We start from the raw sequence: 18,057 nt of genomic DNA on the forward strand, positions 1-18,057 counted from the left end.
AATGGATCATTCCTTTACAAGTAACTTAAATAATTCAATAACATCTGTTATCGTTTTGAATTCCGAACGTTTTTCGATAAAGGCTGTGCCGGTTTCGAGCGCCAGGCGTTTTCTGCCGATTCGTTTATCAAACGGCACGATCGTATCCAGGTCAGCTACGTGGGCAAGGCCGATCGTGCGTCGTATCAGCTCACAGCCCGCAAATCCGATTGCTTCTTCAAAAATATGGCTGAGCGTATCAGTGAGGTAACCGTCGATGTTGGCGTAAACATCCAGACTGTCCTTCTGCCAGGCTTCACTAAACGTCTCTTCAAACGTTTCCCAGACCTGGTTGACATGTTCATATAACGGCTCTCTGTCAGCCCCGTCACGGCTGAGTGCGTTCAAAAATAAGTTGGCGATAAATTGCCCTACATCAAAGCCGATCGGTCCGTAAAAAGCAAACTCAGGATCAATCACCTTTGTTTCGTGCTCACTTGCGAAAATGCTTCCTGTATGCAAATCACCATGAATCAACGTTTCTGCAGACGTTAAAAATGACTTTTTCAGCTTAGCGGCTTCGATTTTAACGCTGTCATTATTCCAAAGCTTTTCGACAAAAGGACGAAGCTCTTCTTCAAAATCATTTGTGTCATGGTCGAAGAAAGGATCTGTAAAAACAAGTCTTTCCGTAATGTCGCATAGCTCTGGATTTGTAAACTGTTTAACAAGCTGTTTTTTCACCTTAGGTTCAAGCGCGTAATCTGATGAGTAGAAAAGTGTTTTTCCTAAAAATTCACCGATGTGCTGCGACAGATGAGGATAGTTTTCACCCTCAATGAGTCCTTTTCTTGCGATTTTGAGGTGAGAGAGATCCTCCATGACGGTAACCGCCATTTCCGTATCAGAATAAAACACTCTTGGAACCAGGTGAGGCACATGCTCGCCCTGACGGATGAGAGCGCTGCTTTCGATTCTTGCACGGTCGATTGTCAGCGGCCAGCTTTCTCCCACCACTTTTGCATACGGAACCGCCTGTTTAATGATTAATGCTCTGTCATGTTCTTGATCATAAATATGAAAAACGTAATTTAAGTTGCCGTCTCCGATCTCCTGGCATGTCAGCGTGCTTTTGCTTGGAAAAAGGCCAAGCTTCACCGCCAACGCCACAGCGGAGCTTTCATTTAACGTTTCGTATAAAGGTGTTTTTGTGACTCCCATCATCATAACCTCCAATTATGTAATCACTTAATATGTAGCCGTAAAAAAGCCTCCTTCTCAGAGAGAAGGAGGCTTAACAGTCTATGTCCGCCTCTCTTATCTCTCAGATCAGATCTGAATGGAATTAGCACCGTGCCTTAAGAGACCAGCGTCTCGGCGCGAAAAAGATGCGCCCCATTTCACAATGGAATTACGGTCGGTTGCTGTTGGGGTCAAAAGGCCAAATCCCTCGCCCAACTCTCGATAAGAGAATATATTCACTTGTTTGACAATTCTAATTTATCAGTTGATGAACATGGTAACAGGTAATTTAGTTAGTTGTCAATATATTTTTTAATATAAATCTTTTCTGATATCATCGAAAACAGGAATGCTCTCCCGAACTTCTGCGCTTTCTTGAAGGTCGATTTCCGCTCGGACTATGCCTTCTTCCCGGCCGCCTTCAGCAAGTACACGTCCCCATGGATCAATAATCAGGCTATGTCCTGCAAATTCATTATCCGGATTTGAACCGGTACAATTGCAGGCTGCGACAAAGCATTGGTTTTCAATGGCCCGCGCAATAAGCAGGCTTTTCCAATGATCAAGGCGGGGAAGAGGCCATTCCGCAGAAATAAACAGCACGTTGGCGCCTTTTGTCGTATGTTTTCTGATCCATTCCGGAAAACGGATATCGTAACAGATCAATCCAGAGCTTTTGACGCCGTCAAGCTCAAAGTATCCGTCTTCGGAACCGGCTGATAAATACAGATGCTCATCCATCAGCTGAAAAAGATGGGCTTTTCTGTACTCTTTAATGATTTGCCCTTCCTTATCCGCAATGTACATTGTATTATAAACATCAGAATTCTTCCTGACAGCGACCGACCCGGCGACAATATGAACACCATGTTTTTTTGCCGTTTTCTTCAGCCAGCTCTGAGCGGAGCGCCCGTCTTCGTCAGCGAGTTCATCAAGATTGGCCAGATCATATCCGGTCGTCCATAATTCAGGCAGAACAAGAACATCAGCATGTTTGCTTTCTTTTTCGATGAAAAATTCAGCCTTTTTTATATTTTCCGAAGGTTTGCCGTATGAAATATCAAATTGAAGACAAGATATCGTCCATTTCATCTTTTTAACACCCCAAATTTTTCTTTACTTTTTTCATTTAACCATATATGATGATGGACTATCATTTCAAGATTTTTTTAGAAGGTGAGAATAGATGAAATTTGAACAGTCTCATGTATTGAAGGAATTGCCTAAACAATTCTTCGCTTCTCTGGTGCAGAAAGTGAACCGAAAGCTCGCAGAAGGACATGACGTTATCAATCTAGGACAGGGAAATCCAGATCAGCCGACTCCTGAACATATTGTCGAGGAGATGAAACGAGCTGTTGCTGATCCTGAGAATCATAAATATTCGTCTTTTCGCGGCTCATACCGTCTGAAGTCAGCGGCTGCTGCATTTTACAAAAGAGAGTACGGCATTGATCTGGATCCGGAAACCGAAGTCGCTGTATTATTCGGCGGAAAAGCCGGTCTTGTCGAGCTCCCGCAATGCTTGTTGAATCCCGGTGATACGATCTTAGTTCCCGATCCGGGTTATCCAGATTACTGGTCGGGTGTCACACTTGCAAAAGCAAAGATGGAAATGATGCCGCTCGTAAAGGACAGGGCGTTTCTCCCTGATTACAGCAGCATAACCGCTGAAGTAAGGGAACAGGCGAAATTGATGTATTTAAATTATCCGAATAATCCGACTGGAGCTGTTGCTACTTCCGAGTTCTTTGAAGACACCGTGCGTTTTGCGACTGAAAACGGAATCTGCGTCGTTCACGATTTTGCTTACGGCGCTGTAGGATTTGACGGCTGCAAGCCTTTAAGCTTTTTGCAGACTGAAGGTGCGAAGGATATCGGAATTGAAATTTACACGCTGTCAAAAACGTATAATATGGCAGGATGGCGGGTTGGCTTTGCCGTCGGAAACGCTTCGGTCATTGAAGCGATCAATCTTTATCAAGACCATATGTTTGTCAGTCTTTTCAGAGCGACTCAAGAGGCTGCAGCAGAGGCACTGTTAGCCGATCAGACGTGTGTGGCAGAGCAAAATGCCAGGTATGAGAGCAGGAGAAACGCTTGGATCACGGCATGCCGGGAAATCGGCTGGGATGTAACAGCTCCCGCAGGTTCTTTTTTTGCATGGCTGCCTGTGCCTGAAGGCTATACTTCAGAGCAGTTCTCAGATCTTTTGCTGGAAAAAGCGAATGTGGCAGTTGCGGCTGGAAACGGCTTCGGTGAATATGGCGAGGGCTACGTCAGAGTCGGACTTTTAACAAGTGAAGAAAGACTTAAGGAAGCTGCTTATCGAATTGGCAAACTGAACCTGTTTACCCAAAAAAGCATTGACAAGACCTTATAACGATGGGATAATTCAAAATAATTTATAAAATCTATATTTTCTTATCAAGAGCAGGCAGAGGGACGAGCCCGATGAAGCCCGGCAACCGACTTATAAAGCACGGTGCTAATTCTTGCAGCTAGCGGCTGAGAGATAAGATTCGGACGAGAAACGAAACCTCTTTAGACGCGATTGCAGTTTGAAGAGGTTTTTTGATATGGATGAAAATGAAAGGAGCTCTGGCATGAGTGAGTTATTAGCGACATATCTCCTGACCGAACCGGGAGCCGATACAGAGAAGAAAGCAGAACAAATCGCAACAGGATTGACAGTAGGCTCCTGGACTGATCTGCCCCTTGTAAAACAGGAGCAAATGCAAAAGCACAAGGGGCGTGTGATAAAAGTTGAGGAGAGAGAGGGAACTCCTGCATCAGAAAAACAAGCGGTCATCACAATTGCCTATCCTGAAATCAATTTCTCTCAGGATATTCCGGCTTTGCTGACAACAGTGTTTGGCAAGCTGTCCCTGGACGGAAAAATCAAATTAATCGATCTTCACTTCTCTGAAGCATTTAAGCGTGCACTGCCGGGACCGAAGTTTGGCGTATACGGCATCCGAAAGCTGCTGGGAGAGTTTGAGAGACCGCTGTTAATGAGCATATTTAAAGGCGTAATCGGAAGGGACCTGAGTGATATTAAAGAACAGCTCCGGCAGCAAGCGCTTGGCGGAGTTGACTTGATTAAAGACGATGAAATTTTCTTTGAGACAGGTCTAGCGCCTTTTGAAACAAGAATTGCAGAAGGAAAGCAAATATTGAAAGAAACGTATGAGCAAACCGGACATAAAACGCTGTATGCGGTGAATTTGACTGGACGTACGGCTGATCTGAAAGACAAAGCGAGACGCGCCGCCGAGCTGGGAGCGGATGCGCTTTTGTTTAATGTCTTTGCTTACGGCTTGGACGTTATGCAAGGCCTAGCAGAAGATCCTGAAATCCCAGTTCCGATTATGGCGCATCCAGCAGTGAGCGGAGCGTTTACGTCTTCTCCGTTTTACGGTTTTTCTCACGCTCTTTTACTCGGAAAATTAAATCGATATTGCGGTGCTGACTTCAGCCTCTTTCCGTCTCCATATGGTTCGGTTGCGCTTCCAAGAGCAGACGCACTGGCGATCCATGAAGAATGTGTGAGAGAGGATGCTTTTAACCAAACATTTGCGGTTCCGTCAGCAGGCATTCATCCCGGCATGGTTCCGCTATTAATGCGTGATTTCGGCATAGACCACATTATTAACGCCGGAGGAGGCGTACATGGACATCCGAACGGTGCCCAAGGCGGGGGGCGAGCGTTCAGAGCCATTATTGATGCGGTCCTAGAGGCCCAGCCGATTGATGAAAAAGCCGAACAATGCAAGGATCTTAAGCTTGCGCTAGATAAATGGGGAAAGGTTGAAGCCGTATGACGACTCGAAAACCTTTTGTTATTTGTGATTTTGACGGAACAATCACGATGAACGACAACATTATAAATATCATGAAAACATTTGCTCCCCCAGAGTGGGTGGCATTAAAAGACGGCGTACTTTCCAAAACGCTATCGATCAAGGAAGGTGTCGGGCGGATGTTCGGCCTTCTGCCCAGCCGTTTAAAAGAAGAGATTACAAGTTTTGTATTGGAAGATGCAAAAATCAGGGAAGGCTTTCGGGAATTTGTAGCATTTATCAATGAGCACGAGATTCCGTTTTATGTCATAAGCGGTGGAATGGACTTCTTTGTATATCCTTTGCTTGAAGGCATTGTGGAGAAAGACCGCATTTATTGCAACCATGCTTCATTTGACAATGACTATATCCATATTGACTGGCCTCATTCCTGCAAGGGCACATGCAGCAATCAATGCGGGTGCTGTAAGCCGTCGGTCATCCATGAACTTTCTGAACCGAACCAATATATCATCATGATCGGTGATTCGGTTACAGATGTGGAGGCAGCAAAGCTGTCTGACCTATGCTTTGCAAGGGATTATTTATTAAACGAATGCCGGGAGCAGAACCTCAATCATCTTCCGTATCAAGATTTTTATGAGATCAGAAAGGAAATTGAGAATGTAAAGGAGGTACAGGAATGGCTGCAAAACAAGAACGCTGGCGAGAGCTCGCTGAAGTAAAACGGGAATTGGCAGAGAGAGATTGGTTTCCAGCGACTAGCGGCAATTTGTCAATTAAGGTTACAGATGAGCCTTTAACATTTCTCGTCACTGCAAGCGGAAAAGATAAACGCAAAGAGACGGTTGAAGATTTTCTGCTGGTCGATCAAAACGGAGAGCCTGCTGAAAGCGGGCATTCTCTGAAACCGTCAGCAGAAACGCTTTTGCATACACATTTGTACAATAAAACCAATGCCGGATGCTGCCTGCATGTCCATACGGTAAACAATAATGTGATTTCAGAGTTATACGGAGACCAAAAGAAAATCACATTCAAAGGCCAGGAAATTATAAAAGCACTCGGCTTGTGGGAAGAGAACGCAGAAGTGACCGTTCCGATTATAGAAAATCCGGCACATATCCCGACGCTTGCGGCACTGTTTGCGGAAGAGATTTCAGAAGATTCAGGAGCTGTTCTGATCCGAAATCATGGTATTACGGCTTGGGGGAAAACAGCATTTGAGGCAAAAAGAGTGCTTGAAGCGTATGAATTTTTGTTCAGCTACCATTTGAAATTGAAAACACTCCAGCATCAGCTGGTTAAATAAAAGGAGGAATTGAAATGGCTACAATTCGAATTCATGATGAGGCAAATACAACGATTGAAAATCAAGAGGAAGTGGCAAGCTTTCTGGACAGTCAAGAGGTTATTTATGAGCAATGGGATATCACGAAGCTTCCGGAACATCTCTCAGAGAAATATGACCTGACAGAAGAAGAAAAACAGCAAATTCTTGATACCTTCGAAACTGAAATTAAAGATATCTCAACCCGCCGCGGCTATAAAGCACAGGATGTTATTTCATTGTCAGACAGCAATCCGAAACTTGATGAACTGCTTGAAAACTTTAAAAGAGAGCATCACCATACAGACGATGAGGTTCGTTTTATTGTAAGCGGACACGGTATTTTTGTCATTCAAGGCAAGGACGGCACGTTTTTTGATGTCCGTTTAAACCCTGGAGATTTAATCTCCGTGCCTGAAAATATCCGCCATTACTTCACGCTTCAGGAGGACCGCAAAGTTGTCGCGGTGAGAATTTTTGTCACAACTGAAGGCTGGGTTCCTATTTATGAAAAAGACAGCGTGAATCAATAAGCATGAGATAGCCCCGTTCATCGAACGGGGCTTTTTATATTTATTGCAAACGCCACTTTTCATACTGTGACAGTTCTTTTTTAATCAGTGTCCAAATCAAACCTAAAACAGCTGCATCGTCAATGAACCCAAGACCGAGGATTACGTCTGGAATGATATCGAGCGGCATGACGATATACAGGATTGCGGCAGTTAACAGCAAAAGTGTTTTAACCTGTGAACGAGGGTAGTCGCCATTTCGCCAATCGCGAAGCATCTGAAAAAAAGTAGTGATGTGCTGGATACATTTTTTTCGGTTTTTCCTCTTCAAAATTGCTTTTCCGCCTGCCGCTCCGAGCATAATTGCTTTCTTTTTCTTCATTGGGCATACCTCCTGCCTGGCGGCGTGTTTAAGATATTCTTCACCTGGGTATTATTCTTCTAATCCTATCAATATATCTATTATACCTGAAAAATTAACTTATTTAATGAAAATATGTTTACAAATAAAGTATAATCTGTAATAATGCACAATAACCCAATCAAACTTGTTTCCTATTTCTTAGCGGCGAGGGGTGAAGTGAATGGGCGGTTCTTCTGAACAAGAAAGATTGTTGGTGTCTATTGATGAAAAAAGAAAGTTAATGATAGATGCCGCTAGAAAGCAGGGATTTACAGGGCATGACACGATCAGGCACAGTCAGGAGCTGGATTGTTTAATAAATGAATATCACCAGCTTATGCAAGAAAACGAACATTCCCAAGGGATTCAAGGCCTTGTAAAGAAATTAGGCTTGTGGCCCCGCAGAGATGTTATGCCAGCATATGATGCAAATAAATAGCGGCCTATCAGATGCATATATAAAGAGAGAGCTTTTCGGAAGCGCTCTTTTTTTCTGGGAAAAATTCATATGAAAGAGGGAACTAATGAAAGAACTGGCGATTCTCATTACCGAAATGGTCAATCAATTTCATGATGCTTTTATTTCATTATGCGGAATATTTGGCATTCATTTAACTGACAAAGAAATGCATTTTTGGGTGATCGGCATTTTTGGCATATTCTTTTTCGGCGTCACTCACGCTGTGTTTACATGGCTTTCTAAATGGAGTATGACAGCCTTGTCCTTTATCTATACCGTTACAGTCATCATTGTCATCGTATTTGCGATTGAGATTCAGCAAAAGGTGACGGGGAGAGGGAATATGGAGTTTTTAGATGCCACGGAAGGTATAAAGGGTTTTTTAGTATTTTTTATGTTTTTTTTGCTTTTGAAAATGCTGTTGCGTTTCATCAAAATCCTTTTTTCTGGAAGACCAGCAAGCAAATCGAATGGCAATGACCGATCACGAAGATAAAAAACCCTCCTGACATGGTCAGGGGGGCTATGAAGCGGATACGGGGAGGGTGATCGTCACCTCTGTGCCTCTTCGCACTTCACTTTCAATATGAATAGAGCCTCCGTACATCAGCACGATCCGTTTACAAACAACAAGGCCGAGACCGGTTCCTTTTTCTTTAGAAGTAACAAAGGGAAGGAAGATGTGATCCAGCATTTCCTGAGAAATCCCTTCACCGTTATCCACAACTTTGATTATGGCTTTTTTATCTAAAGCTCCCAGGGAGATCGTCAGTTTGCCTCCTTCAGGCATTGACTCGAGGCCATTTTTTGCTACATTTAAAATCACTTGTTTAATATGATCTTTTGTACATTTTACGAGTAAGGGCTGCTCGGTTAAATACTGTAATTCGACTTCAACATTGTATAGATTGCCCTCAGAATAAATGATCGGCATAATTTCTCCGATAATGTCCTGAAGTGAGTTCAGCTCCCATTTTTCAGCTGTCGGCTTGCCGAGAACAAGAAACTCACTCACTATTTGATTGATGCGCTTTATCTCCTGTTCGATAATGGAGAAGTAAAGCTGATCTTCCTCACCTTTATATTTCTTTTGCAACAGCTGAATAAAGCCGCTTATGCCGGTGAGGGGGTTACGGATTTCATGGGCTGTGCTGGCAGCAAGCGTCCCGATTAGCTCTAATTTTTGCGCCTCATTTTCTGAGCGCTCCAGCTGGGTCTGCCGCTTCAGCAAATAATACAGCACGAGAATAAATAGGATATTCAGCAGAACAATAATACATGAAAGTGGAAGCACTAGGCTTTTCGTCAGTTCTTCTATGGTGACCGGGTTCGGATAGACTTTCATATTCCAGCTGATATCATCCAGATATCCGCTGACAGGTTTCTGATCTTCTGCATGAGAGGCTTGTCCGCTCGCAAAAATCATTTTCCCGTCTTGGTTCACAACTTCAATATAAACATCAGGGCTTAGTAAGTTAATGAGATTTTTCAAATAATCAATTTGAATAGCTGCGACAAGATAATCTGTCACATTACGTTTTGAGTCCAAAACAGGGACACAAATTGTGAAAATTGGCTGACCAGTAATTCTGCTCGAATAACTATCTGAAATGACTGTCTTTTTAGTTTCCTTTGCTTTTGTAAAAAAAGATCTGTCGGCCAGGTTTACATTCGTTTTTAATTCGGTTGTGCTTGCGGTGACGTCTCCTTTGGCATTGAGAAAATAGAGACCGGAAAATCTCGGCTCTGAATCAAAGGTCTTTTCCAAAATTGACTGCATTTTCTTTATATCAACCGGTCTGTCAATGGCGATGGACAAGGAGGTCATTCTCGCCATTGTTTCTCCGATTAAATAATTGATTTTGTTGCGGTGAAGGTTTAGCAGGACACTTGCTTCTTGTTTATGTTCTGCAGCTATTGTATCTTTTTCTTTTTCATATACGAAAAAGCTGATGACGATTGCCGGAATCACGACCAGTATGATATAAAGTTTGACTCTCCCGCAGGCGCCTTTTAGTATTTTCAATTTGCATCGCTCCAACATACACCTGATTAGAGGTATTATATCATTGTTTCTTCTTCTTTAATAAGAAAAAATAACCAAAAAAATTAGAAAAAGGTGTTGGCAAGCTTACATTTTAAAAAAGAAGAGAAATATTGGAAAGATTTTTATTGACATTTTGGTCTTTGTTTATTAATGTTTCTCTGTAACGGTTTCTAAAAGGATGATTGAGACATGACAGAAAAATCACTGAAGTTATTTATCGTGCTGTCGCGCGCGTATCGGTCTATTAACGATCATATGAATAAGCATATTCATAAGCATGGGCTGAATCCGACTGAATTTGCTGTGCTAGAGCTTTTGTACCATAAAGGCGATCAGCCGCTGCAGCAGATAGGAGATAAAATTCTCTTGGCTAGCGGGAGCATCACATACGTTGTAGATAAGCTGGAGCAAAAAGAACTTCTCATTCGGAAAGCGTCTCCTACAGACAGACGAGTGACATTTGCGCAAATTACTGAAAAAGGCATCGGTCTTTTGAACGATATTTTCCCTGATCACGCTGCTGAAATTGATGAAATGATCAGCGTATTAAGCGAAGAAGAGGTAGAGATGTGCACCGAAATGTTAAAAAGAGTAGGATTAAACGCAAAACAGTTTCATAATAAGTAAAAAAAGGAAGCCTGATATGTCACAAGGCTTCCTTTTTTGCTATTTTTCATTTGTTTCCGCTGCGCCTCTCGGCAAAATGAGAACTTCAACCCGCCGGTTTTTGCTTCGGCCTTCCGCAGTTTTATTGGAAGCCACCGGTTTATACTCGCCATAACCCTTGGCGCTGAACACTTTTGCATCGAGCTTGGGGTTTTCAATCAGGAGCCCCATAAAGTTTACCGCTCTCATGACGCTTAAATGCCAGTTTGATTGGAATTCAGAATTTTTAATTGGCATATTATCAGTATGTCCGCTGATAATGATATTTCTTGGCGGGTTAATCACAAGAAGATTTGAAATCTCTTTTGCAAGCGGCACATCTTCCTTACGGATGGTCGCTTTTCCAGAATCAAAGAAGATGCTGTCTTTAATCGTAATCAGAAGGCCTTCACTAGTCATCTTCGTCTCCAGCTGATGTTCCAGCTTTTTATCTTTGATGAACTTTTCCACCTGGCTCTTCACATTTTCAAGTTCTTCTTGATCAGCTGCTTTTTCTTTTTCTTTCTTGTTTTTCTCTTTCTCTTCTTTTTCCTTTTTCACTTCATCGATGCCGTCTGACTCGTTTTCAGGAGGAGTGACACTGGAGTAGTCCAGTACACCGGTGCCGCCTGTAAAGACTTCATTAAATGATTTTGAGAGCATTTGAAACTTAGCTGCGTCAATCGAGCTGCTCGCGTACAGCACAATAAACAATGCCAGGAGAAGAGTAAGGATGTCGGCGTAAGGAACGAGCCATGATTCATCAACGTGCTCGTCCTCATGCTTCTTCTTCTTTTTTCTCGCCATTTTGCGCCTCTCCTTGTTCTGCAAATTTCAAGCGGTCCTTCGCAGGAAGATACATTAAAAGCTTTTGTTCGATGACTTTCGGTGCTTGTCCTTCTAAAACGGATAAAACACCTTCAATCATGACCTCACGCAGTTTTACTTCTTGTTTTGATTTTCGTTTTAATTTATTTGCGAAAGGATGCCATAACACATACCCTGTAAAGATACCGAGAAGTGTGGCAACAAAGGCGGCACTGATGGCGTGTCCCAGCTCATCTGTATTGTCCATATGAGAGAGAGCGGCAATCAGCCCGATTACAGCGCCGAGTACTCCAAGTGTCGGAGCGTACGTTCCTGCTTGTGTAAAAATAGCGGCTCCGGCTTGGTGCCTGTCCTCCATTGCTTCGACTTCCTCTGTCATAATATCTCTTATAAATTCCGCGCTTTGCCCGTCAACAGCCATGCTGAGCCCGTTTTTCAAGAAAGCATCATCTACATCCTCAATGCTTGCTTCTAAAGCAAGCAGACCTTCGCGGCGTGCAAGCTGAGCCCATTCAGAGAACATAGGAATGAGTTCCTCTATTGTGAGCTGTTTATTTTCCTTAAATAACACTCGAAACAGCGCAGGCACTTTTTTAATTTCTTTTGTTGGGAACGCAATAACGACTGCTGAGATTGTCCCGGCGATAATAATTAAAATGGCAGCGGGGTTTGCAAGGGCGCTGAAACTGACGCCTTTCAGAACCATCCCGACGCTCAATGCCACAAAAGCAAGAATAATACCGATTAACGAAGTTTTATCCATAGTTTTCACCAAATCCTTTTTTACTAGCTTGTCTATGGTTAATATCGGTTTTGGTGCCCGGAACTTTAGGGACATTGTGAATTTGTTCATGAAATATTCAAGGAAGAGGCATAGAAGGGAGAAATAAACAAAAACGGGCTCTCCAAAATTGAAAAGCCCGGGGGTCTACTGAAATTAGCAGCTTGCTTGCAAGCTGTCCTTCAGATGGTATTCATATAATAGTAGAAATACATATTCACTGTATATAAACATGTTCCATCCCTCCTTAAAAAAAGTGTAAAGGATGAAGGGAAGTAGCGCTTCAGGAGAAGGGACGGTAATTTCTAAGTCAAGAGTATGAAAGTATAAAAAAAGCGGCTTCCTAAAAGGAAACCGCTGATTGTTATTTCGCTCGTACTTTGATTTTATCATCTTCTAAAATCACGTGAAAACTTGTGATCTCGCCATTATCAAGCAGCAGATCGGTCATTTCATCCTCAACCCATTCTTGGATGGTTCTTCTAAGCGGACGTGCACCGAATGAAGGGTGGTAGCCCAGCTCAGCAATTTTTTCTTTCGCTTCATCTGTCACATTCAAGCTAATGCCCCGTTCAGCCAATGTTTCTTCAAGTTCTCCAAGAAGAAGGCTGACGATTTTGACAAGATGTTCTTTTTCCAATGAGCGGAACTCAATAATGCTGTCAAAACGGTTGAGGAACTCAGGTTTAAAGAACATGCTCAGTGAATCAATCAATGTTTGTTCTTCGATGACACTGTCATCTGATTGGAAACCGACTTTCGTTTGTTTCTCACCAGCACCCGCATTACTTGTCATGATGATCACTGTGTCTTTGAAGCTTACAGTTCTGCCTTGGCTGTCTGTCAGACGGCCATCTTCCATAATTTGCAGGAACATATGCTGAACGTCTGGGTGTGCTTTTTCAATCTCATCCAGCAACACAATGCTGTAAGGATTGCGGCGCACTTTCTCAGTTAATTGTCCAGCTTCCTCATGGCCGACATATCCAGGCGGTGAACCGATAATTTTAGATACGGCGTGTTTCTCCATGTATTCGCTCATATCGAGTCGGATAATAGCGTCTTTTGTGCCGAATAATTCATCTGCCAGTGTTTTAGAAAGCTCTGTTTTCCCTACGCCGGTAGGGCCGACGAAGAGGAAGGAGCCGACTGGTCTGTTTTTGGATTTTAAACCGGCGCGGCTTCGTCTTACCGCCTTTGCCACTTTTTGAACAGCGGCTTCTTGTCCAATCACGCGTTCATGAAGTTTTGCTTCGAGTTCTTTCATTTTCGTTTGTTCGTCTGCCTGCAGTTTGCCGACAGGGATGCCTGTTTTTTGTTCAACAATTTCCTGAATGTGCTCAGCTTCCACAGTGACAGCGGTATGAGCGGAGGAGCTGTTCAGTTTTTTCTCCAATGCGAGTTCTTCATCACGGAGTTTTGCCGCCAGTTCGTAATTTTCATCTTCCAGGGCTTTTGTTTTTTCGGCTTCAATTGCAGTTAAGCGTTCAGCGGCATCCTCATCATTCAGTTCATCAATTAACAGGTTGGCTTTTGAACCTGCTTCATCTAATAAATCAATTGCTTTATCCGGCAGGTGTCTGTCCTGAATGTAGCGGGATGATAAAGTGACACACGCTTTGATTGCTTCATCACTGAATGTTACGCCATGGTATGCCTCGTATTTGTCTTTAATCCCTTGCAGAATGAGGATAGCCTGTTCAATTGAAGGCTCCTGCACCATGACAGGCTGAAAACGTCTTTCCAGCGCGGCATCTTTTTCGATTTGACGATATTCTTTCAGTGTTGTCGCGCCAATGACTTGCAGTTCGCCTCTGGCTAGGGCCGGTTTGAGAATGTTGCCGGCGTCCATTGATCCTTCTGCAGAGCCTGCGCCGACGAGAAGGTGAATTTCATCAATGAACAGAATGACATTTTTTCGTTCCTTCAGCTCAGTGATCAGCTGTTTCATTCTCTCCTCAAATTGGCCTCTGATCCCTGTATTTGCAACAAGGGATGCAACATCAAGCAAGTATAGCTCTTTGTTTTTCAGTTTGTTTGGAACATCGCCTTCAGCAATTTTTAAAGCGAGCCCTTCAGCGATGGCAGTTTTCCCCACACCCGGCTCACCAATAAGAACCGGATTGTTTTTGTTGCGGCGGTTTAGAATTTCGATCACTCGCGCCACTTCATCATCACGGCCGATGACGGGATCAATGAGACCGGCTTTAGCACCGTTTGTAATATTTTGAGCCAGCTCATCAAGCAACCCTTTTTTTCCGCTTTGTTTTGCTGCGCTCTTTTCTTTCGGCTGGAATGCCTGTTCAAACGGAAATCCGAAAGATTGAGGACCCATACTCATTGAAGGTTTACGGGTCAGTTCGTTATAGCAAGTTTCACAAAGAACCATCTGTTTATGAACGGAATTTATTTGCATGTTAAGGCGAATCGTCGCCTCGTTTTGATGACAATGTTGACAACGCATTTGCCAAAACCTCCTTAATAATTTGATCTTCTTTGACCAATGAAAGTGAATAAAAAGGTCTATTGGATTTGACCTTCTTTGACTATTAGTATACGGCAAACTTAACGGCATTCAAACCAATATGCTCAAAGCAGACTGAATATTTGACTATCTTTGACCAATTGATTTTAAAAAAAAGGCCGGTTTGTTTGACCAACTTTGATTAATAGTATACTCTGACTATTTTTGACTTTCAAGTCTTACGCACAAAAAATTTTTGATTTGTTACAAAGTAAAACATGTTTTCTTCGTCTTTTCAAGGAACTTGTCTCATAGGTTATAAAAAGGCACCTATGGACAAAACTGCGGTTCGTTCGGAGGGGAGAAATGGAACAATCAAAAGGGTCTGCAAGTCAGCTTGCTTTTGTGTATGTCGGCACAGTAGTCGGAGCTGGATTTGCGACTGGCAGAGAAATTGTTGAGTTTTTTCTGAAGTTCGGCTGGTTCGGTTTATTCGGCATTCTCGTCAGCGGTGGAATGTTTACGTTTCTGGGCGCCAAGCTGATGATCATTTCAAAGCGAATCAATGCCAAGTCATATCAAGAAATGAACATCTTTTTGTTCGGGGCGGCGGCTGGGCGGATTATCAATGTATTTATGCTGTTTGTTCTCCTCGGAGTTACATCTGTCATGCTTTCAGGGGCAGGGGCGCTTTTTGAGGAACAGCTGGGGATGTCCGCTCAGATTGGGATGCTTATTACAATCGGTCTGAGCTTAATTGTGATGACTAGAGGAGTAAAAGGCATTTTCGGTGTCAATGTGTTTGTTGTTCCCCTTTTAATCATCTTTTCAATGATTGTGGTGGCCGACTCTTTTATATTCAGCGAATCACGAAACGCAGCTCAGTGGGTCTGGCCGCATCGCTGGGATTGGCTGTTATCAGCCTTTTCTTACGGGGCTTTGAATTTATCGCTTGCCCAAGCAGTTTTGGTTCCGCTGGCGAATGAAATGTCCTCGGAGAAAGTGATCAAAAAAGGCGCTTTAATCGGAGGGACGATGCTGACGATTGTGCTGTCCGCGAGTTTTCTGTCTTTGTCAACTCTTCCGGATGTATTTTTGTATGATATACCGATGGCACAAGTGGTTTATCTCTTTGCACGATCTGTCCATTTGATTTATTTACTCATTATTTTCGGAGAAGTGTTCACATCAGTTATCGGTAATCTATATGGATTAGAAAAACAAGTGCAAAGCTTTCTTCCAGTGAAAAGCAAATATATCTTTGCGGCCATTATGATCACGGCTTATATTACGAGCCAAATAGGGTACGGCAGGCTTATTTCAACGATTTATCCCTTGTTTGGCTATGTGAGCCTGGCCTTCATAGGCGCTTTGCTTTGCAAAAAAGCTCCTCGGCGGCGCAGTTTATAAATATATATAATGAAACGAACCGTCACTATAGAGCGATAATTGATCTAGGAACCGGGGACTGACTTTTTTATTGTCAAGAAAAACATCATTATGGTAAGATAGCAGAAGTGAAAAAATTGAAGAAAATCCGTGCGATATGCGGGAGAGGTTCTAGCTACACCCTCTATAAAAAACTAAGGACGAGCTGTATCCTTGGATACGGCCTTTTTTATGTTTTTCTAGAGCACCTTCCGAAAAAAGGTGTTTTTTTGCGTGAATTAGCTGTAGCGATGTCTCTCGCCGGCGTTTTTATTGCGGAGAAGGAGAGGAATCATGAAAAAAGAAAAAGCAATTGTCGTATTTAGCGGCGGTCAAGACAGCACAACATGCTTACTGTGGGCCTTAAAAGAATTCGAAGAAGTCGAAACGGTGACTTTTCATTATAATCAGCGACATTCGCAGGAAGTTGAAGTGGCAAAATCCATTGCGGAAAAGCTTGGTGTGAAAAATCATTTGCTTGATATGTCACTTTTAAATCAGCTTGCACCGAATGCCCTGACTAGAAATGATATTGAGATAGAAGTAAAAGACGGCGAACTGCCATCCACATTCGTTCCAGGCCGCAATTTGGTATTCTTATCCTTTGCGTCTATCCTGGCTTACCAAATTGGCGCGCGCCACATTATTACAGGAGTTTGCGAGACAGACTTCAGTGGTTATCCTGACTGCCGTGACGAATTCGTGAAATCTTGCAATGTCACGGTAAATCTGGCAATGGAGAAGCCGTTTGTGATCCACACGCCTCTCATGTGGCTCAATAAGGCGGAAACGTGGAAGCTTGCAGATGAGCTTGGCGCGCTGGATTTTGTGAAAAACAACACGCTGACATGCTATAACGGCATCATCGCAGACGGCTGCGGCGAATGTCCGGCATGTCACCTTCGTTCAAAAGGTTATGAAGAATATATGGTGATGAAAGGAGAGCGTGCATAAATTGTTATCTCAAATTTATCCGCAGGCCCAGCATCCTTATTCGTTTGAACTGAATAAGGACATGCATATCTCAGCCGCTCATTTTATCCCTCGGGAAAGTGCGGGAGCATGCAGCAGGGTTCACGGGCATACGTATACCGTAAATATAACCGTTGCCGGCGACGAACTTGACGATTCAGGCTTTCTTGTCAATTTCAGCGTACTCAAAAAACTGGTGCACGGAAACTATGATCACACGCTATTAAATGATCATGAAGATTTTTCTCAGGACGACCGGTATTCGCTGCCGACAACTGAAGTCGTGGCGAAAACGATTTATGACAACGTACAGGCTTATTTAGACACTTTGGAGAATAAGCCGACCTGTGTACAGGTGTTTGTCCGTGAAACACCGACAAGCTACTGTGTCTACCGTCCGAAAAAGGGTGGTTTGAATGGCTAAAGGAATTCCTGTATTAGAAATTTTCGGCCCGACGATTCAAGGAGAAGGCATGGTGATCGGACAGAAAACGATGTTCGTCCGGACAGCCGGCTGCGATTATTCCTGCAGCTGGTGTGACTCCGCTTTCACTTGGGATGGGTCTGCTAAAAAAGATATTCGCTGGATGACGGCGGAGGAGATTTTTGCGGAGCTTAAGGACATTGGGGGAGATGCGTTTTCTCATGTGACGATCTCAGGCGGCAACCCGGCTCTGTTAAAACAGCTGGATGCTTTTATTGAACTGTTGAAGGAAAATAACATCCGTGCAGCGCTTGAAACTCAAGGGACCGTTTATCAGGATTGGTTTACGCTGATTGATGACCTGACAATTTCTCCAAAACCGCCAAGCTCAAAAATGGTAACGAACTTTCAAAAGCTTGACCACATTTTAACTTCACTTCAAGAGAATGATAGACAGCATGCTGTCAGCTTGAAGGTTGTCATCTTTAATGATGAAGATCTGGAATTTGCCAAAACTGTGCACAAGCGGTATCCGGGAATCCCGTTTTATTTACAAGTCGGAAATGATGACGTGCATACGACAGATGATCAGTCACTGATTGCACATTTGCTTGGAAAATATGAAGCGCTTGTTGATAAGGTAGCTGTCGATGCGGAGCTGAATCTCGTCAGAGTGCTCCCGCAGCTGCACACCCTGTTATGGGGCAACAAACGCGGAGTATAATAGAAAGGAAGATGA

The 18,057-nt window shown here is 43.3% G+C and carries 19 protein-coding genes and 3 riboswitches; of the genes, 12 read left to right on the forward strand and 7 right to left on the reverse strand.

What is annotated here, in order from left to right; all coding sequences use genetic code 11:
- Window positions 1-6: 6 nt before the first annotated feature.
- Window positions 7-1,200 (reverse strand): S-methyl-5-thioribose kinase, encoded by a 1,194-nt coding sequence (gene mtnK, locus MKY50_RS07510; protein WP_003244973.1) that lies wholly within the window; start codon window positions 1,198-1,200, stop codon window positions 7-9.
- Between the two features lie 93 nt (window positions 1,201-1,293).
- Window positions 1,294-1,450: riboswitch (SAM riboswitch) on the reverse strand.
- Between the two features lie 83 nt (window positions 1,451-1,533).
- A complete protein-coding gene (locus tag MKY50_RS07515) occupies window positions 1,534-2,313 on the reverse strand; it encodes a carbon-nitrogen family hydrolase (RefSeq protein ID WP_003232495.1) in 780 nt (259 codons plus the stop codon).
- A gap of 94 nt (window positions 2,314-2,407) precedes the next feature.
- Between MKY50_RS07515 and mtnE the strand changes: the two genes are divergently transcribed.
- The 5 genes from mtnE to mtnD all read left to right on the forward strand — a co-directional run bounded on the left by mtnE (window position 2,408) and on the right by mtnD (window position 6,887).
- Window positions 2,408-3,604, forward strand: coding sequence for a methionine-glutamine aminotransferase (gene mtnE / locus MKY50_RS07520; RefSeq protein ID WP_024572995.1), 1,197 nt, complete (start codon window positions 2,408-2,410; stop codon window positions 3,602-3,604).
- 38 nt (window positions 3,605-3,642) lie between these two features.
- Window positions 3,643-3,743: riboswitch (SAM riboswitch) on the forward strand.
- 84 nt (window positions 3,744-3,827) lie between these two features.
- A complete protein-coding gene (gene mtnW, locus MKY50_RS07525; RefSeq protein ID WP_033884236.1) occupies window positions 3,828-5,045 on the forward strand; it encodes a 2,3-diketo-5-methylthiopentyl-1-phosphate enolase in 1,218 nt (405 codons plus the stop codon).
- Window positions 5,042-5,749, forward strand: a complete 708-nt coding sequence (gene mtnX / locus MKY50_RS07530; protein WP_017695070.1) for a 2-hydroxy-3-keto-5-methylthiopentenyl-1-phosphate phosphatase — start codon at window positions 5,042-5,044, stop codon at window positions 5,747-5,749. The genes mtnW and mtnX overlap by 4 nt, the downstream gene beginning before the upstream one ends.
- A complete protein-coding gene (locus tag MKY50_RS07535; RefSeq protein ID WP_003232485.1) occupies window positions 5,707-6,336 on the forward strand; it encodes a methylthioribulose 1-phosphate dehydratase in 630 nt (209 codons plus the stop codon). The genes mtnX and MKY50_RS07535 overlap by 43 nt, the downstream gene beginning before the upstream one ends.
- A 14-nt stretch (window positions 6,337-6,350) precedes the next feature.
- A complete protein-coding gene (gene mtnD / locus MKY50_RS07540) occupies window positions 6,351-6,887 on the forward strand; it encodes an acireductone dioxygenase (RefSeq protein ID WP_003232483.1) in 537 nt (178 codons plus the stop codon).
- A gap of 40 nt (window positions 6,888-6,927) precedes the next feature.
- Here mtnD and MKY50_RS07545 read toward each other — a convergent pair whose 3' ends face one another.
- Window positions 6,928-7,248 (reverse strand): YkvA family protein, encoded by a 321-nt coding sequence (locus MKY50_RS07545; protein WP_003232481.1) that lies wholly within the window; start codon window positions 7,246-7,248, stop codon window positions 6,928-6,930.
- A 202-nt stretch (window positions 7,249-7,450) separates the two neighbouring features.
- On the opposite strand from MKY50_RS07545, the gene spo0E reads away from it, so the two are divergent.
- The gene (spo0E, locus tag MKY50_RS07550) at window positions 7,451-7,708 is read left to right on the forward strand and encodes an aspartyl-phosphate phosphatase Spo0E (protein WP_003218598.1); all 258 of its coding nucleotides are present in this window, start codon (window positions 7,451-7,453) and stop codon (window positions 7,706-7,708) included.
- A gap of 85 nt (window positions 7,709-7,793) precedes the next feature.
- Window positions 7,794-8,225 carry a hypothetical protein gene (locus tag MKY50_RS07555; RefSeq protein ID WP_015715788.1) on the forward strand — a complete coding sequence of 144 codons (432 nt, stop codon included), beginning with the start codon at window positions 7,794-7,796 and terminating at the stop codon, window positions 8,223-8,225.
- Window positions 8,226-8,252: 27 nt separating this feature from the next.
- Here the strand turns inward: MKY50_RS07555 and kinD are convergent, their stop codons facing one another.
- Entirely contained in the window at window positions 8,253-9,773 is a 1,521-nt protein-coding gene (gene kinD, locus MKY50_RS07560; protein ID WP_080477770.1) for a sporulation kinase KinD, read from the reverse strand.
- 192 nt (window positions 9,774-9,965) lie between these two features.
- On the opposite strand from kinD, the gene mhqR reads away from it, so the two are divergent.
- Window positions 9,966-10,403 (forward strand): MarR family transcriptional regulator MhqR, encoded by a 438-nt coding sequence (gene mhqR, locus MKY50_RS07565; protein WP_003232475.1) that lies wholly within the window; start codon window positions 9,966-9,968, stop codon window positions 10,401-10,403.
- A 39-nt stretch (window positions 10,404-10,442) separates the two neighbouring features.
- Here mhqR and motB read toward each other — a convergent pair whose 3' ends face one another.
- The 3 genes from motB to clpE form a co-directional block, all read right to left on the reverse strand.
- The gene (gene motB, locus MKY50_RS07570; protein ID WP_003232473.1) at window positions 10,443-11,228 is read right to left on the reverse strand and encodes a flagellar motor protein MotB; all 786 of its coding nucleotides are present in this window, start codon (window positions 11,226-11,228) and stop codon (window positions 10,443-10,445) included.
- Window positions 11,200-12,012 (reverse strand): flagellar motor stator protein MotA, encoded by an 813-nt coding sequence (gene motA / locus MKY50_RS07575; protein WP_003238984.1) that lies wholly within the window; start codon window positions 12,010-12,012, stop codon window positions 11,200-11,202. Before motA ends, motB begins: the two co-directional genes overlap by 29 nt.
- A 382-nt stretch (window positions 12,013-12,394) precedes the next feature.
- A complete protein-coding gene (clpE, locus tag MKY50_RS07580) occupies window positions 12,395-14,494 on the reverse strand; it encodes an ATP-dependent protease ATP-binding subunit ClpE (protein WP_038427619.1) in 2,100 nt (699 codons plus the stop codon).
- 366 nt (window positions 14,495-14,860) lie between these two features.
- Here clpE and MKY50_RS07585 point away from each other — a divergent pair, with 366 nt between their 5' ends.
- The 4 genes from MKY50_RS07585 to queE all read left to right on the forward strand — a co-directional run bounded on the left by MKY50_RS07585 (window position 14,861) and on the right by queE (window position 18,042).
- The gene (locus MKY50_RS07585) at window positions 14,861-15,904 is read left to right on the forward strand and encodes a YkvI family membrane protein (RefSeq protein ID WP_032721430.1); all 1,044 of its coding nucleotides are present in this window, start codon (window positions 14,861-14,863) and stop codon (window positions 15,902-15,904) included.
- Window positions 15,905-16,042: 138 nt separating this feature from the next.
- Window positions 16,043-16,087, forward strand: a riboswitch (PreQ1 riboswitch).
- A gap of 129 nt (window positions 16,088-16,216) precedes the next feature.
- Window positions 16,217-16,876 (forward strand): 7-cyano-7-deazaguanine synthase QueC, encoded by a 660-nt coding sequence (gene queC / locus MKY50_RS07590; RefSeq protein WP_003245417.1) that lies wholly within the window; start codon window positions 16,217-16,219, stop codon window positions 16,874-16,876.
- Window positions 16,869-17,318 (forward strand): 6-carboxytetrahydropterin synthase QueD, encoded by a 450-nt coding sequence (gene queD / locus MKY50_RS07595; RefSeq protein ID WP_003232462.1) that lies wholly within the window; start codon window positions 16,869-16,871, stop codon window positions 17,316-17,318. Before queC ends, queD begins: the two co-directional genes overlap by 8 nt.
- The gene (gene queE, locus MKY50_RS07600) at window positions 17,311-18,042 is read left to right on the forward strand and encodes a 7-carboxy-7-deazaguanine synthase QueE (RefSeq protein ID WP_003232460.1); all 732 of its coding nucleotides are present in this window, start codon (window positions 17,311-17,313) and stop codon (window positions 18,040-18,042) included. The genes queD and queE overlap by 8 nt, the downstream gene beginning before the upstream one ends.
- Window positions 18,043-18,057: the final 15 nt, after the last annotated feature.

The organism is Bacillus sp. FSL R7-0685 (genome assembly GCF_038002425.1).
GTDB classification, from domain to species: domain Bacteria; phylum Bacillota; class Bacilli; order Bacillales; family Bacillaceae; genus Bacillus; species Bacillus subtilis.